We start from the raw sequence: 15,062 nt of genomic DNA, 5'->3' as shown, positions 1-15,062 counted from the left end.
TTTTACCCTGAGAATTGATTGAAAAGTTCGTCAACTTTCCGCGCCGTTTCTTTTGAAGTTATCGTTTCCACTTTTTTCAGCAGGCGCAGCCGCTCCTGTTCATCAAAAATATTGATGTTTTTTCCGTGCATCAGAGCCGCTACCTCAGCCGCTTGACTTCTTGTAATGCTGATCCCGTATTGCTTGGAATATTTCAGCAGATCGTCCGCAGTGACTTGATTGAGCCGCTGCAAAATAATTCTTTGTATTAAAATCATCGATACTTTCACCTCTTTAGACATAATGTATTGAGCAGATCATTAAACTGTTACAGCTTTTAATGGTAAAATAAAGTTGCTTACTGTTTAAAATAGTTATTATAGGAAAGGAGATTTTATGACCCCAAATAAACAGCATAAAAGAGAATCATTTTTACACTTTATCTTCAGGGTCATTATGATTCTGATCGGGGCGGGTTCAGCCGCCGTAAGTATTGAATTGTTTCTGGTCCCTAATAATTTTATCGACGGAGGCATTATCGGTGTTTCATTAATTTTAGACCACCTCTTTATGTCCAATCCCCTCCTCAATTTTGCCTTATTCGTTGTGTTACTCAACATTCCATTTATGATTTTCGGATATAAATATATCGGAAAAACATTTCTCATCTCTACTGTTATCGGAATCGTCGGTTTAGCGCTGATTGAATCCTCATTGCACCATGTGGAGGCCATTACGACCCAGCCTATTTTGGCGACGGTATTCGGGGGGCTTTTGCTCGGTTTCGGGGTAGGCCTTGTCATCCGAAACGGAGGCTCGATGGACGGTACTGAAATCCTCGGTATCCTTCTCACGAAAAAGCTGCCCTTTTCAGTCGGGGAATTCGTTATGCTCATCAATGTGTTTATTTTCATTTGGGCCGGTTTTGTGTTCGGTCCGGAGCAGGCAATGTATTCTTTCATGACTTATTATATTGCCATGAAAACGATTGACGCGGTCATCCAGGGGCTTGATGAAACAAAAGCGGTCATTATTGTTGCAGAGCAATATGCTGAGATCTCAGATGCAATATTGCACCGGCTTGGACGGGGAACCACCAAGCTTCAGGGAAAAGGCGGATATACGGATGAAACCAAAGAAGTCATTTACGCGGTCGTGACAAGGCTTGAAGTGACTAAATTGAAATCCATTGTGTTTGAAATTGATAAAAACGCCTTTATTACAATCATGAATACCCATGAAACGAGGGGCGGTAAGTTCAAAACCGCGATTCACTAGGCTTTCATTTACTTTTCATCATTTTATAGGTATAATTTGATACATCATAAGAAAATGGCCTGCTGTTCAGACAGCTGCCATTTTCTTTTTGGAGCGATACCGTGTTGTAAAGGGGAGGTCCTCATGAACGTACAAGAAGCGTTGAACCTGCTGAAAGAAAAAGGGTATAAATATACGAGTAAGCGAGAAGACATGCTGCAGCTTTTTGCTGATTCTGATAAATATCTGACCGCCAAAAACGTGCTTGCCGCATTAAATGACGACTATCCGGGTCTGAGCTTTGATACCATATACAGAAATCTTTCGTTATATGAAGAACTCGGCATTTTGGAAACGACGGAGCTTTCCGGAGAAAAACTGTTCCGTTTTACATGCTCTTATACCCATCATCATCACCATTTTATCTGTTTAACCTGCGGGAAAACGAAGGAAATTGAGTCCTGTCCGATGGATAAGCTGCACGATGATTTGGAAGGGTATGAAATCAGCGGCCATAAGTTTGAAATTTACGGCACCTGTCCGGCGTGCCGATAAAAAACCTCCTGCTTATACAGGAGGTTTTTTCAGCTTTTGACATGCTGAAAGCTATGTTTGTTTTTATTAATCCAGGCGACGGCTTCAAGCCAATTCTGCACCCTGATAATATTGGAATCGATGGGGAGCTGATTATATGGGGAGTTAAACAGGATAACCGGAATGCCTGCTTCTTTTGCGATCATTGTCGCATTGCCGTGGTGATCTTCGAAAAATAAATCAATGCCGTGTTTTTTGACGGCTTCCACTTTGTGATGGCCTCCGACAAGCTCAATGTGATCGTAATGAATGTCCCGGTTTGCAAACCAGTCCAGCGTAACTTCTTCTAAGTGGCCGCGTCTTGCCGTAATGTAGATCAGACGGTGCTCTTCTTTCAGTCCGTCCAGTGCCTGCTTGGCAAATTCCGCGAGCTTCGCTTCTTTATATATGGCTGCTTCATGAACGTTCATCCATTCCCAAAATTCCTCGTCTGTAATGTTCAAAAGCTTCGTCAGATCATAATCAGTCATATCATCCAGGGTAATGGAAAGATGAAATGAGCGGTTTAAATAAGGGACAAATGTATCCTGTGCCGTAACTGTGCCGTCAATATCTATACCTAACCGTAACATGTCCACACTCCTATAAATTCATCCCTTCAAGTGTAACATAAACAATTAACAATACCAGAAAAGTTTAGCAAACATGAATCCGTAAAAAACGCGGAAACTAAAAAAGCTCCTTTCATAAAAGAAAAAGGGGGAATTGAAGGTGGCATACGATTACGAAAATCGAAAAGGCAACGACTACTATGTGGATCATGGATCGGAAGGAACCGATATCACGCGTGATGTTTATTCAGAAGAAACAGCGGCCGAAATTTCAGAGCCATATCGTGCTTCTGACCGGGCAGCAGACCGTGATGATAATCGGGACGGAGTAAGTGAAGGCCGGGGGATAGGGTATGCAGCATTGGCTATTTCTATCATTTCCCTGTTTGTGCTCCCTGTTTTATTAGGGGCATGCGGCATTATCGTCGGCTATATCGCCAGAAGAAGAGGAGCAGGCGCTTTAGGCGGATGGGCGATGGGAATCGGTATTGTTTCCCTTGTGCTCGGCATCTTCATTACACCGTTTTTTTAACACAACGCAAAAAAAGCTTGGCGGAATATCCGTCAAGCTTTTTGTGTTTCTTGTTCTGCTTTTGCTTTTTCCGCTTCAAGCTTTGCGTAGTGTTCTTCTGCCAGCTTGTCGATTTCTTTTTTCAGCTCTTCGACCATGGTTTCTTCAGGGACTTTGCGGACGATTTGGCCTTTGCGGAAAAGAAGTCCTTCGCCGCGCGCGCCGGCAATCCCGATATCAGCTTCTCTTGCTTCGCCCGGTCCGTTAACGGCACATCCGAGAACGGCTACTTTAATCGGCGCTTTGACTTTAGAAATGTATTCTTCCACTTCATTTGCGATGCTGATGAGATCAATTTCGATCCGTCCGCATGTCGGGCATGAAATAAGCGTAGCCGCGTTTGAAGCAAGACCGAATGATTTCAGCAGTTCTCTGGCTACTTTTACTTCTTCAACCGGGTCGGCGCTCAGAGAGATCCGGAGCGTGTTTCCGATTCCTTTGCTTAAAATCGCTCCGAGTCCGGCCGCGCTTTTTACCGTTCCGGCAAACAGTGTGCCCGATTCTGTAATTCCGAGGTGGAGCGGATAATCAAATGCTTTTGACGCTTTTTCGTATGCTTCTATGGCGAGATTGACGTCAGACGCTTTCATGCTGACGATGATGTCATGAAAGTCAAGGTCTTCCAGGATTTTGATATGATGAAGCGCACTCTCAACCATCCCGTCAGCAGTCGGATAGCCGTATTTTTCTAAAATGCGTTTTTCCAAAGATCCCGCGTTTACACCGATCCGGATCGGAATTCCTTTTTCTTTCGCCGCTTTTACGACGGCTTCCACTTTTTCGCGCCGGCCGATGTTACCCGGGTTGATTCTGATTTTGTCGGCGCCGCCCTCAATTGCTTTTAATGCAAGCTTGTAGTCAAAATGAATATCGACAACGAGAGGGATGGAAATTTGTTTTTTGATGTCGGCAATCGCGTTAGCGGCGCGTTCGTCCGGACATGCCACCCGGACAATTTGGCAGCCGGCTTCGGCTAAACGGTTGATTTCCGCAACTGTTGCTTCTACGTCGTGTGTTTTGGTCGTCGTCATACTCTGAATGACGACTTCGTTATTTCCGCCTATTGTTAAAGGTCCCACTTTGACGGGACGCGTTTTTGTACGATGTGTGATTTCACTCACTTGTCAATCGCTCCTTAATTGTAGTTACCGCTTTTGCAGGCTGAGCCTTTTACATGTCAGGCAACTTCTATTTACATGTTATATTGTAACAGTGTATTTGCCGAACTGACAAGAAATTAACGTTTAATTGCGGTAGACGGGGAATTTATAAGCGGTGCCTGCCTGAATGGCATTTGCTTTTACATTCGGATTCAGCGCTTCAAAATCTTGTGCAATATCATCTGGCGCTTTATGTGCGCCGACTATCGACATCACCGTATCGCCTTTTTTGACCGTAACCGTTCTGTATGAAGCTTCCTGTCGGGCTGGCTGTGCCGCCGCTGCGTATGCTGGAAGGTCTTGAGAAGGGATCGTGCCGATTTTAAGATCGTAAAAGATAATGAATATCACAAATAAACTGCCGAATACAAAAGTAAGCCGCTTCATTCCAACCGCCTCCCGCATACATTTTTACTTCATTGTATGCTTGTCCCATTTTGTTCATGACAAAAAAAGAAGACCGCCGGGGGCAGTCTTTGTTACACAGCTGTTTTTCTTGGCGGTATCTCTTTTAAGACGAGGAAAAGGATGATAAAGTTTACAAACCAATTCACTAAAAATTCACTCGGCACTGTAATAACAAGCGCGCGCATGATCGTAAAGAATATGGTCGAAAGTGTAATGGAATAAGCCGAAAGCTTCCAGAGCTGCTGGTAATTCAATGTCTTTCTTTGCGCATTTTTCAATATCAGTCCGATGACGGCGAGAAATGATACTTCAATGAATTTTCCGGCTGCTGTCATGATGAACAGCAAAACGGACAGGACGGTGACGATCATTGTTTTATTTTGGTTTAATGCTGATATGATTTCTTTTTTTGTGATATCAGCAGGCATCAGCGAATAATTCATTTCTGTCGCCTGTCCGTCTACAGCAAGCACCATTTTATTTTTCAAAATGCCGATCGCATTTTGTTTCGCCGCTATTTGTTTCGCGCCGTAAGCATCTGTCGGATCAAACACGATGACGAACCCGTTCGCTTCCGTTTCCTTAGAGGCGGACGCTTTCGTCTGCAATTCTCCGTTTGAAATGCTGAAATCAGGGAAATCTTTCTTTAACACGGTTTTGAAACCGTTCATTGAATTTACGGTGCCGGAGCAAAGGTAATAAGCGCTTGGCAGCGTAAAAAGGACAGACAGCAAAAATACATAAAGGATCGCTTTTCCTATCCCCTGAAACCGTGTTTTTGCAATATCTGCCGGAGAGTATGTACTTTTCAATAAAGCCGTAAATATGTTCAACATCTTCACTTCCTAGCCTAAACTGGTATATGTTGCTTATTGTATCGTTCACAGGGGATGAACACAAGTGAGAGTATTTAAAGCGTTGATTAGGAATCATACATAATAAGATAATGCGGGAAGCGGTGATCGCCCGCAAAACAAAGGAGGGTGTTTTTGTCATGAGTGTTTTGTATTGGCTGATGATCATTGCGGTCTTCGTCATTGCTTTTATCGGGCTTGTATATCCGGTGATTCCAAGCGTTATTTTTATTGTGGCCGGTTTTCTTCTCTACGGATTTTTGTTTTCCTTCAGTCCTTATTCTTACCTGTTTTGGCTCATTGAGGCGGTATTTGCGGCCGTTTTATTCGCAGCTGACTATGTGTCAAATTTACTTGGCGTTAAAAGGTACGGAGGAAGCAGGGCGGCAATCTGGGGAAGCACGATCGGACTATTGATCGGGCCCTTCGTTATTCCCGTGGCGGGCATTATATTAGGCCCGTTTATCGGTGCTCTCTGCGCTGAGGTGTTTGTTCATCAAAAGGATATCAAGTCCGCGGCAAAAGTGGGGCTCGGCTCGTTAATCGGCTTTTTAACAAGCGTGGCGGCAAAAGGCGTCATTCAGCTCTTTATGATCGGATATTTCTTATGGACGGTGCTTTAGAAAGGTTTAATTTCGGCCGTGAACGGATAAAGTGTAATATGTCTGCTGGAATCGCCGGATTGTGAGCTTTTTCATTGATTACCACGCTTTCTTTTGTTACATTGAGATTAGAAAAGTTCGCGTTAAGCGGCATTTCAGTACATATATTTAAAGGAGGAAAAAATTATGGCTTACAAACTTCCAGAATTGCCTTACGCTTATGATGCTTTAGAACCTCATATCGATAAGGAAACGATGACGATTCACCATACGAAGCACCATAACACATACGTGACAAACCTCAACAAAGCGATCGAAGGATCAGCGCTTGCAGAGAAATCTGTAGATGAGCTAGTTGCTGATTTGAACGCAGTGCCGGAGGACATCCGCACGGCAGTCCGCAACAATGGCGGCGGACATGCAAACCACTCTTTATTCTGGACTCTTTTATCTCCGAACGGCGGAGGCGAACCGACTGGTGAGCTTGCTGAAGAGATCAAAAGCACGTTCGGAAGCTTCGATCAATTTAAAGAAAAATTCGCCGCAGCAGCTGCAGGCCGTTTCGGTTCAGGCTGGGCTTGGCTCGTTGTAAACAACGGCAAACTTGAAATTACAAGCACGCCAAACCAAGATTCACCGCTTTCAGAGGGTAAAACACCTGTTCTCGGCCTTGATGTTTGGGAGCACGCGTACTACCTGAACTACCAAAACCGCCGTCCTGATTACATTTCAGCTTTCTGGAATGTTGTGAACTGGGATGAAGTTGCCCGTCTTTACAGCGAAGCAAAATAATTGAGTTGAATGATCACAAGGTCTCCCGCGGGAGGCCTTGTTTTTTTATTGACTTTGATTCCTTTTACATATCTCAGTTTGAGTGAGACAAACTAATGTGTAGTAAAGGGGAGTCAATGATGAGCAAAATAAAAAAAATTATCGGCGACATCGAAATAAATAAAGGGCTGCTGCTGTTATTGACGATTGGCGGCCTTTACTCATTGGGCATCGCGCTGTCAAATACATTTGTCAACGTGTATTTGTGGAAGCAGTCGGGAAAATTTATTGATTTGGCCATATACAATTTGTCGGTCGTGACGATGCAGCCGGTTACCTTTCTGCTGGCTGGCCGGCTGGCTAAAAAAATTGACAGGGTGTTTATTCTCAGGTTCGGCGTTATCTTTTTGGCCGCTTTTTATTTAAGTGTGCTGCTTGCCGGAGAAACTGCGGCTTCCCGTCTCGTTTTGATAGGGGCTGTGCTCGGAGTTGGATACGGCTTTTACTGGCTGGCTTTTAATGTGCTGACTTTCGAAATCACGGAACCGGAAACGAGAGATTTTTTTAACGGGTTTTTAGGCATTTTGTCTTCATCGGCGGGCATGATCGGTCCAATTGTGGCCGGATATGTCATTTCAAGACTTGAAAACAATACGGGTTATACAATCATTTTCAGCCTGTCGCTCGGCTTATTTGCCCTTGCCGTGGTCATGAGCTTTTTTCTGAAGCGGAGGGAGTCGAAAGGCCGGTTTATGCTGAAAAAAGTTTTTGATGAGCGCCACACGAATCTGAATTGGCGCCGGATTACCAACGCGCACTTTTTTCAAGGCTTGAGAGAAGGGATTTTTGTTTTTTTAATCAGCGTATTTGTATTCATTGCGACAAACAGTGAGCTGGCGCTCGGAACATTCGGTCTCGTCAATTCCGCGGTTTCTTTTTTTGCCTATTATTTTGCATCAAGGCTCATCAAAAAAAGAGCGCGGAAAAAGGCGATTCTTATCGGCGGATTGATCTTGTACGGCGCCCTGTTTCTCATCATTTTTAAAATGAGCTTCACGACGCTCCTTTTGTACGGAGTGTTTATTGCGATCGGCTATCCAGTTCTTCTCGTGCCGTATGTCTCGCTTACATACGATGTGATAGGCCGGGCGCGGCTTGCCAGAAAAGCCAGAATTGAATACATTGTGCTCAGGGAGTTATTTTTAAATGCGGGCCGGATCGTTTCCATCCTTTGTTTCCTTGTCATCGTTACATTGTTCAAGGAAAAAGTGGGAATACCGGCGGCGCTCGTGCTGCTCGGAGCCGGGCATCCGCTGATTTATTACTTTATAAAAGACATCAAACTGGACACGGAAACTTCTGATGAAACAGTGGAAGAAGACCGACAAAAACGGGCGGCGGAACCGAATTTTATAAAAGGAGAAAGATAAAAGGGTTATCTGTAGAAAAATATCGAAAAAACCTTTAGAATGAAAAATGGCACCTGAACAGAAGGTGTCATTTCTTTCTGTAAATAAGAAAAGGTGATGTCATGAGGAGAAATAAAAAGAAAATAGCTGTAAACAAAGAAAAGAAAAAATCACTGCCGATCCGGCTTAATTTTTTGTTTTTGGCTGCGTTTCTTATTTTCACTTGGATTATCGTCGAGCTTGGCATCAAGCAGATCGTTCAGGGTGATGATTATAAAAACGCCGCTAATAAGCAGGAGGAGTCTGATGTCAGCACGGCGGTTCCGAGAGGGAAAATTTACGACCGGAACCTAAATCCCATCGTAACGAATAAAGCATTAAATGCGATTACATATACACGTTCAGCCTCAACCACCCAGGCGCAGCGTTTGAAAATCGCAAAAAAACTGTCGGGTATGATTAAGGTAAGCACCAAAAAGGTGACTGAGCGGGATAAAAAAGACTATTGGATGTTAACGAGGCCTGATGAAGCGAAAAAACTGATTACGGCCGAAGAAAAGCAAAAAGCTGAAGACAAAAAACTGTCTGACGATGATTTATATCAGCTTCAGCTGAAACGCATCACAGACAAACAGCTGAATGAGCTCACTTCAAAAGACATGCAGATCCTTGCGATCAAAAGGCAGATGGATTCAGGCTACTCCCTGACGCCTCAATACATCAAAAATGAAGGCGTGTCGGCAAAAGAAATGGCCGTCGTCAGCGAACATTTGGATGAACTGCCGGGAGTTGACGTGACGTCTGACTGGGAACGGTCTTATCCTTATAAAAGCCTGATCCGGACATTGCTCGGCAGTGTATCCAGTTCGAACGAAGGTCTTCCGTCCAACCTGCTGGATCACTATCTGTCACTTGGCTACAGCCGGAATGACAGGGTCGGAAAAAGCTATTTAGAATATCAATATGAAAGCCTGCTGCAGGGTCAAAAAGAGAAAGTGCAGAACTTAACCGACTCATCCGGAAATGTCACGGGCAGCAAAGTGATTTCAAAAGGACAGGCCGGCAAAGACCTTGTTTTATCCATTGATATGGACCTGCAGAAATCCGTTGAAAAAATCATTGAGAAAAATTTAAAATCGGCAAAAGCGAGACCGAGCACGAAGCTTCTTGATCGGGCCTTCGTCGTCATGATGAACCCGAAAAACGGAGAAGTGCTGACGATGGCCGGCAAACAGATTACGAATGACCATGGAAAGTACAAAATTAATGATTATGCCCTCGGCGCAATGACTTCCTCCTACGCAATGGGATCGGCGGTCAAAGGAGCGACGGTGTTGACCGGACTGCAGACGGGCGCGATTAATTTGAACACCGTTTTCCAGGATGAACCTATGTATTTCAAGGGAAGCAAAAACCCGAAAAAATCATGGACGAATTTAGGTCCCGTAGATATCCAAAAAGCGCTTCAGGAATCGTCAAACGTGTTCATGTTCAAAACGGCGATTGCCGTCGGTAAAGGGGAATACAAAAAAGGCCAGTCCCTGCCGCTTGATATGAAGGCATTCGATACTTTCAGATATTACTTCAATCAGTTCGGACTCGGAGTTAAGACGGGAATTGATCTCCCGAATGAAGCGACCGGGTACCAAGGGTCACAGCGAATTTCCGGTCTTCTGTTAGACTTTGCCATCGGACAGTATGATACGTTTACACCGCTGCAAATGGCGCAGTATGTATCTACAATCGCCAATGGAGGCTATCGTTTGAAGCCTCAGCTTGTAAAAGAGGTCAGGCAGCCTGATTCGAAAAAAGGAATCGGAGCCGTTGTAGAGTCTGTTCAGCCTCAAGTACTGAACAAGATTGATATGAATAATGCAGACATTAAAGAAGTGCAGGCAGGTTTCAGACGCGTCATGACGAAAGGGACAGCCGCAACTGATTTTGCGACGGCGACATACAGTCCTGCCGGTAAAACGGGTACGGCGCAATCTTTCTATGACGGTCCGGACAAATCAGAGACGGGTGAAGGAACGTATAATACGACTCTTGTCGCTTATGCACCTGCGGATAATCCGGAAGTGGCTATTTCTGTAGTCGTTCCTTGGGCCTATATTGATTACAGCGATCGATATTCGATTACGAATGATATAGGGAGAGCAGCTCTGGACAAATACTTTGAGCTGAAAAAGAAACAAGAAGATAATAATACGAAGCAGAAAAACGAAGATAAAATTCAGGAAGACGCTGAAAACGGCAATACAAATCACTAACAGAAAAACGCTCACAACTTGTGAGCGTTTTTTTTATACAAAAAAACATCCGGATTTACAAAACCTTAACACTTGATTTATACGCATTTTACAAGAACCCTTTACTCTAGACCTGTAGGACAAATTACACATTAAATGCAGGGGGAATTCAGGAAATGAAAAAAAACAAATGGATGCTTATGCTTCTGATGGCTGCTGTTATGATTGTTGCTGCAGCATGCGGAAATGCAAAGGAAAGCGGCAAGACAGACAGTCAATCTGCAAGTGAGGATAAAAAAGCATCAGGTTCTTTAACCATTTCTGGTTCATCAGCCATGCAGCCGTTAGTACTGGCAGCGGCGGAAAAGTTTATGGAAAAACATCCGGATGCTGATGTGCAGGTGCAAGCGGGAGGTTCAGGAACAGGTCTTTCGCAAGTGTCTGAAGGGGCAGTGCAAATCGGCAACTCAGATGTCTTTGCTGAAGAAAAAGAAGGCATTGATGCAAAAGCCCTAAAAGACCACCGAGTAGCGGTAGTGGCGATGGCGGCTGCGGTCAACCCCGGTGCGGGCGTAAAGGATATAACCAAAAAACAGCTGACAGACGTCTTTACAGGAAAAATTAAAAACTGGAAAGAGCTTGGCGGTAAAGATCAAAAAATTACACTCGTGAACCGTCCTGATTCATCAGGAACACGCGCTACGTTCGTCAAATACGCGCTTGACGGAGCAGATCCTGCTGAGGGCATTACAGAGGATTCCTCCAATACAGTCAAAAAAATCATTGCGGAAACGCCGGGAGCTATCGGTTATCTGGCATTCTCTTATATAAACGATGACAAAGTAACGCCTTTATCGATCGGAGGCATCAAACCGGAAGAGAAAAACGTCGTCACAGGCGAGTATCCGATTTGGGCTTACGAGCACTCTTATACGAAAGGTGAAGCGTCAGGCCTTACAAAAACGTTTCTTGACTATATGAACAGCGATGAAGTACAGAAAAGTATCGTAAAAGATCAGGGCTACATCCCGATCTCTGATATGAAAGTCACACGTGACGCAAACGGCAAGCAAAGCTGAGGGGAGGGCGGGCTCCCCGCCTCTTCTTCCTTATAGGAGTGTAAACAAATGATAAATCACAGAGAAAAAGAGTCTGTAAGCGAACGCTTAATAAGCTCAAAACAAAACAGGCAATTGGATGAAGTCCGCGGAAGGGTGATTGTGTCTGTGTGTGCCGCGATTATCATTGCGGCATCAGCGGCGATCACAATTTTTCTCGGCATTAAGGGGCTGCAATCTTTTTTTGTAAATGGTGTAAGCCCGATTGAGTTCTTAACAAGTCTGAATTGGAATCCAACCCAGGCAAAACCTGAGTTCGGCGCGCTGCCTTTTATTTTCGGATCATTTGCGGTCACGGTTCTGTCCGCTCTGATCGCAGCGCCCCTCGGAATTGCGGGTGCCGTGTTTATGACGGAAATTGCGCCGACTTGGGGAAAAAAGGTGCTGCAGCCGGTAATTGAGCTGCTTGTCGGCATTCCGTCCGTCGTTTATGGATTCATAGGTCTTACAGTATTGGTTCCGTTTATCGGCTCATTTAAATCAAGCGGAACGGGTCACAGCCTTCTGGCGGGGACGATCGTACTCTCGGTAATGATTCTGCCGACTGTTACATCGATTTCCGCTGATGCGCTTGCGTCACTTCCGAAACATCTTCGCGACGGTTCATACGCGCTTGGTGCGACGAGGTGGCAGACAATCAGAAAGGTGCTTATCCCGGCGGCGTTTCCGACATTGCTGACCGCCGTCGTGCTCGGGATGGCAAGAGCGTTCGGAGAAGCACTCGCCGTACAGATGGTTATCGGAAATACAAAGCTTCTGCCGGAAAGCCTGCTTGATACGGCGGGAACATTAACGACGATTATTACGTTAAACATGGGCCATACCACATACGGCAGTATTGAAAATAATACGTTATGGTCTATGGGGCTTGTTCTTCTTATCATGTCGTTTCTGTTTATATTGCTCATACGCTACTTGTCATCTAGGAGGAAAGTGTAATGAACCGGAAAATAACGGATAAATTGGCCACCGGTGTATTCGGGTTATGCGCCGCTGTAATCGCGGCGATTTTGGCAGGATTGTTTTTGTACATTCTTATTCACGGCGTCTCTGAAATCTCCTTGCATTTTCTTACGTCAAAATCGAGCGCCATTGCGTCAGGCGGCGGAATACGGGATCAGCTTTTTAACTCCTTTTACATTCTGTTTATCACCATGCTGATCACGATACCGCTTGGAGTGGGGGGCGGCGTCTTTATGGCTGAATATGCGCCCCAAAATAAAATCACTGATTTTATCAGAACGTGTATTGAGGTGCTGTCTTCGCTTCCGTCCATTGTCATCGGGATGTTCGGCATGCTGATGTTTGTAAACCTGACCGGATGGGGTTACACGATTATCGGGGGTGCGCTCGCGTTAACGGTCTTTAACCTTCCCGTTATGGTCCGGGTGACGGAGGGCGCGCTCACTGCAGTTCCTAAGGAGCTGAAAGAAGCTTCTCTCGCTTTAGGCGTATCGAGATGGCATACCGTCAAAACGGTGCTGGTTCCGAGTGCGATTCCTTCGATTTTGACCGGAGCCATTCTCGCATCCGGAAGAGTATTTGGAGAAGCGGCCGCATTGTTATTTACAGCGGGACTGACAACGCCGCGGTTGAACTTTACGGATTTGAACCCGTTTTCTGAATCATCTCCTTTCAACATTTTCAGGCCGGCTGAGACGCTGGCGGTTCATATATGGAGTGTCAATACGCAGGGAATCATCCCTGACGCCGAAGCGATTGCAAACGGCGGCTCCGCGGTGCTGGTGATTTCGGTGCTCTTGTTTAACCTTTGTGCAAGATGGCTCGGATCTGTCATTTATAAAAAGCTTACGGCAAATTAATCGGAAAGAGGCGAAAACATGATTGATCACATCATCAGGGAACAAGCGGAACAGACAAAGCGTTCGCCGGAGTCTTCAATTTTGGAAGTGAAGCATTTATCAATTTATTACGGTGACAAACAAGCGGTTAAAGATGTGAACATGAATATTGAAAAACATGCGGTGACGGCTCTGATCGGTCCGTCCGGCTGCGGGAAATCAACATTTTTGAGACAGATTAACAGAATGAACGATGCCATCCCTTCGGCAATAAGCGAGGGAGAGATCCTTTATGAAGGGCTGAATATTTTGGGGGAAGCGATTAATGTCGTGTCTCTCAGACGGGAGATCGGTATGGTGTTTCAAAAACCGAATCCGTTCCCGAAATCCATTTACAATAACATCACACATGCGCTGAAGTATGCGGGGGAACGCAGGAAAGCCGTTTTGGATGATGCGGTCGAGGAAAGCTTAACGAAGGCGGCGCTTTGGGATGAAGTCAAAGACCGGCTTCATTCATCGGCTCTTTCGTTATCAGGCGGCCAGCAGCAGCGTCTTTGTATCGCCCGTACGCTTGCGATGAAACCTGCCGTGCTACTTTTAGATGAACCGGCCTCAGCTCTGGACCCTATTTCAAACGCCAGAATCGAGACGCTTTTGACAGAACTGAAAAAAGATTATTCGATTATTATCGTTACGCATAACATGCAGCAGGCACTTAGGGTGTCTGACCGAACGGCTTTCTTTTTAAACGGGGAAGTGGTGGAATACGGGCAGACAGAACAAATTTTCACGAGTCCTAAAGCGCAAAAGACAGATGACTACATTAACGGAAAGTTCGGATAGGGGGAAGGACTGTGAGCCTTGTGAAGGAAGCGGTGCACACACAGAATTTATTTGATATTCACGGCATGAACGTATGGTACGGAGCCCACCAGGCTTTAAAAGACATTACGATCGGTTTTGAGGAGCGGAAGGTAACTGCGATCATCGGTCCGTCCGGCTGCGGGAAATCCACTTTTATTAAAACATTAAACTTAATGCTGCAAATGGCCCCGAATGTCAAAGTGACAGGCGACATGATCTATAACGGGCGCAATCTGCTGAAAGAAAAGACGGATGCGGCAGAATTAAGAAAACAGATCGGTATGGTGTTTCAAAAAGGCAATCCGTTTCCCCAGTCAATATTTGAGAATGTCGTGTATGGTCCGAGAATTCACGGCGAAAAAAATAAAAAGAAACTGCTTGAAATCGCCGAGGAATCTTTAAAGGCAGCTGCGCTCTGGGATGAAGTGAAAGATCGCCTTCACCAGCAGGCGCTTTCACTGTCAGGCGGTCAGCAGCAGCGGCTGTGCATCGCAAGGGCGCTCGCCACAAAACCGGACGTCCTTCTGATGGATGAACCGACGTCTGCTCTTGATCCCGTGTCCACGCGGAAAATAGAAGAGCTGATTTTGACATTGAAAGAAAAGTATACAATCGTCATTGTGACGCACAACATGCAGCAGGCTGCGAGGGTCTCTGATCAAACCGCGTTTTTCTATATGGGCGAACTGGTAGAGTGGGGCGATACGGGCAAAATATTTTCTCAGCCGGATCATCAAAAAACACATGATTATATCACCGGAAAATTCGGATGAAAAAAACGGGCCCGGCCATTGACCGGGTCCGTTTTATACTGCCTATTAAAAAAGCCTGCCGGCCGTATCCATCTGAATGGACGATGCCTGCAAGCTT

The 15,062-nt window shown here is 45.2% G+C and carries 17 protein-coding genes; 12 read left to right on the top strand and 5 right to left on the bottom strand.

Translation table 11 applies throughout. From position 1 onward, the window contains the following. Positions 1-2: 2 nt before the first annotated feature. Positions 3-257: a DUF2624 domain-containing protein gene (locus NSQ37_RS18815; protein ID WP_003153013.1), complete on the bottom strand. Its 255-nt coding sequence runs from the start codon at positions 255-257 to the stop codon at positions 3-5. 118 nt (positions 258-375) lie between these two features. Here NSQ37_RS18815 and NSQ37_RS18810 point away from each other — a divergent pair, with 118 nt between their 5' ends. Together NSQ37_RS18810 and NSQ37_RS18805 are read left to right on the top strand one after the other, a co-directional pair. Beyond that, complete coding sequence (locus tag NSQ37_RS18810) at positions 376-1,257, top strand: YitT family protein (protein WP_007408296.1); 882 nt, start codon at positions 376-378, stop codon at positions 1,255-1,257. Positions 1,258-1,380: 123 nt separating this feature from the next. Continuing rightward, positions 1,381-1,791: a Fur family transcriptional regulator gene (locus NSQ37_RS18805; RefSeq protein ID WP_003153018.1), complete on the top strand. Its 411-nt coding sequence runs from the start codon at positions 1,381-1,383 to the stop codon at positions 1,789-1,791. A gap of 29 nt (positions 1,792-1,820) precedes the next feature. Here the strand turns inward: NSQ37_RS18805 and NSQ37_RS18800 are convergent, their stop codons facing one another. After that, positions 1,821-2,402, bottom strand: a complete 582-nt coding sequence (locus NSQ37_RS18800) for a nucleotidase (RefSeq protein ID WP_025285007.1) — start codon at positions 2,400-2,402, stop codon at positions 1,821-1,823. 133 nt (positions 2,403-2,535) lie between these two features. On the opposite strand from NSQ37_RS18800, the gene NSQ37_RS18795 reads away from it, so the two are divergent. Continuing rightward, positions 2,536-2,913 (top strand): DUF308 domain-containing protein, encoded by a 378-nt coding sequence (locus NSQ37_RS18795; protein ID WP_087920773.1) that lies wholly within the window; start codon positions 2,536-2,538, stop codon positions 2,911-2,913. A gap of 32 nt (positions 2,914-2,945) precedes the next feature. Here the strand turns inward: NSQ37_RS18795 and ispG are convergent, their stop codons facing one another. From ispG to NSQ37_RS18780, 3 genes are all read right to left on the bottom strand, one after another. Then, the gene (gene ispG / locus NSQ37_RS18790) at positions 2,946-4,064 is read right to left on the bottom strand and encodes a flavodoxin-dependent (E)-4-hydroxy-3-methylbut-2-enyl-diphosphate synthase (protein ID WP_169510269.1); all 1,119 of its coding nucleotides are present in this window, start codon (positions 4,062-4,064) and stop codon (positions 2,946-2,948) included. Between the two features lie 132 nt (positions 4,065-4,196). Further along, complete coding sequence (locus tag NSQ37_RS18785; RefSeq protein ID WP_063094746.1) at positions 4,197-4,499, bottom strand: LysM peptidoglycan-binding domain-containing protein; 303 nt, start codon at positions 4,497-4,499, stop codon at positions 4,197-4,199. A gap of 92 nt (positions 4,500-4,591) precedes the next feature. Further along, on the bottom strand, positions 4,592-5,356 hold the full coding sequence (locus tag NSQ37_RS18780) for a DUF1189 domain-containing protein (RefSeq protein WP_014418394.1): 765 nt from the start codon (positions 5,354-5,356) through the stop codon (positions 4,592-4,594). 158 nt (positions 5,357-5,514) lie between these two features. Here NSQ37_RS18780 and NSQ37_RS18775 point away from each other — a divergent pair, with 158 nt between their 5' ends. From NSQ37_RS18775 to pstB (NSQ37_RS18735), 9 genes are all read left to right on the top strand, one after another. Further along, a complete protein-coding gene (locus NSQ37_RS18775; RefSeq protein ID WP_007408301.1) occupies positions 5,515-5,997 on the top strand; it encodes a DUF456 domain-containing protein in 483 nt (160 codons plus the stop codon). Between the two features lie 165 nt (positions 5,998-6,162). Then, a complete protein-coding gene (gene sodA, locus NSQ37_RS18770) occupies positions 6,163-6,768 on the top strand; it encodes a superoxide dismutase SodA (RefSeq protein ID WP_003153025.1) in 606 nt (201 codons plus the stop codon). 119 nt (positions 6,769-6,887) lie between these two features. Next, complete coding sequence (locus NSQ37_RS18765; RefSeq protein WP_007408302.1) at positions 6,888-8,177, top strand: MFS transporter; 1,290 nt, start codon at positions 6,888-6,890, stop codon at positions 8,175-8,177. A 101-nt stretch (positions 8,178-8,278) separates the two neighbouring features. Then, positions 8,279-10,426 carry a penicillin-binding protein 2A gene (gene pbpA / locus NSQ37_RS18760; RefSeq protein ID WP_224182180.1) on the top strand — a complete coding sequence of 716 codons (2,148 nt, stop codon included), beginning with the start codon at positions 8,279-8,281 and terminating at the stop codon, positions 10,424-10,426. 155 nt (positions 10,427-10,581) lie between these two features. Then, positions 10,582-11,484: a phosphate ABC transporter substrate-binding protein gene (locus tag NSQ37_RS18755; protein ID WP_007408304.1), complete on the top strand. Its 903-nt coding sequence runs from the start codon at positions 10,582-10,584 to the stop codon at positions 11,482-11,484. A gap of 48 nt (positions 11,485-11,532) precedes the next feature. Continuing rightward, entirely contained in the window at positions 11,533-12,462 is a 930-nt protein-coding gene (gene pstC / locus NSQ37_RS18750) for a phosphate ABC transporter permease subunit PstC (protein ID WP_007612605.1), read from the top strand. Then, positions 12,462-13,346, top strand: coding sequence for a phosphate ABC transporter permease PstA (pstA, locus tag NSQ37_RS18745; protein ID WP_015240223.1), 885 nt, complete (start codon positions 12,462-12,464; stop codon positions 13,344-13,346). Before pstC ends, pstA begins: the two co-directional genes overlap by 1 nt. 18 nt (positions 13,347-13,364) lie before the next feature. After that, complete coding sequence (pstB, locus tag NSQ37_RS18740) at positions 13,365-14,171, top strand: phosphate ABC transporter ATP-binding protein PstB (RefSeq protein ID WP_015240222.1); 807 nt, start codon at positions 13,365-13,367, stop codon at positions 14,169-14,171. A gap of 11 nt (positions 14,172-14,182) precedes the next feature. Then, entirely contained in the window at positions 14,183-14,965 is a 783-nt protein-coding gene (pstB, locus tag NSQ37_RS18735) for a phosphate ABC transporter ATP-binding protein PstB (protein ID WP_003153040.1), read from the top strand. Positions 14,966-15,062: the final 97 nt, after the last annotated feature.

The organism is Bacillus sp. FSL P4-0334, assembly GCF_038004825.1.
In the GTDB taxonomy this organism is placed as follows: Bacteria; Bacillota; Bacilli; order Bacillales; family Bacillaceae; genus Bacillus; species Bacillus velezensis.
This window is presented reverse-complemented; position numbering and strand designations above follow the sequence as displayed.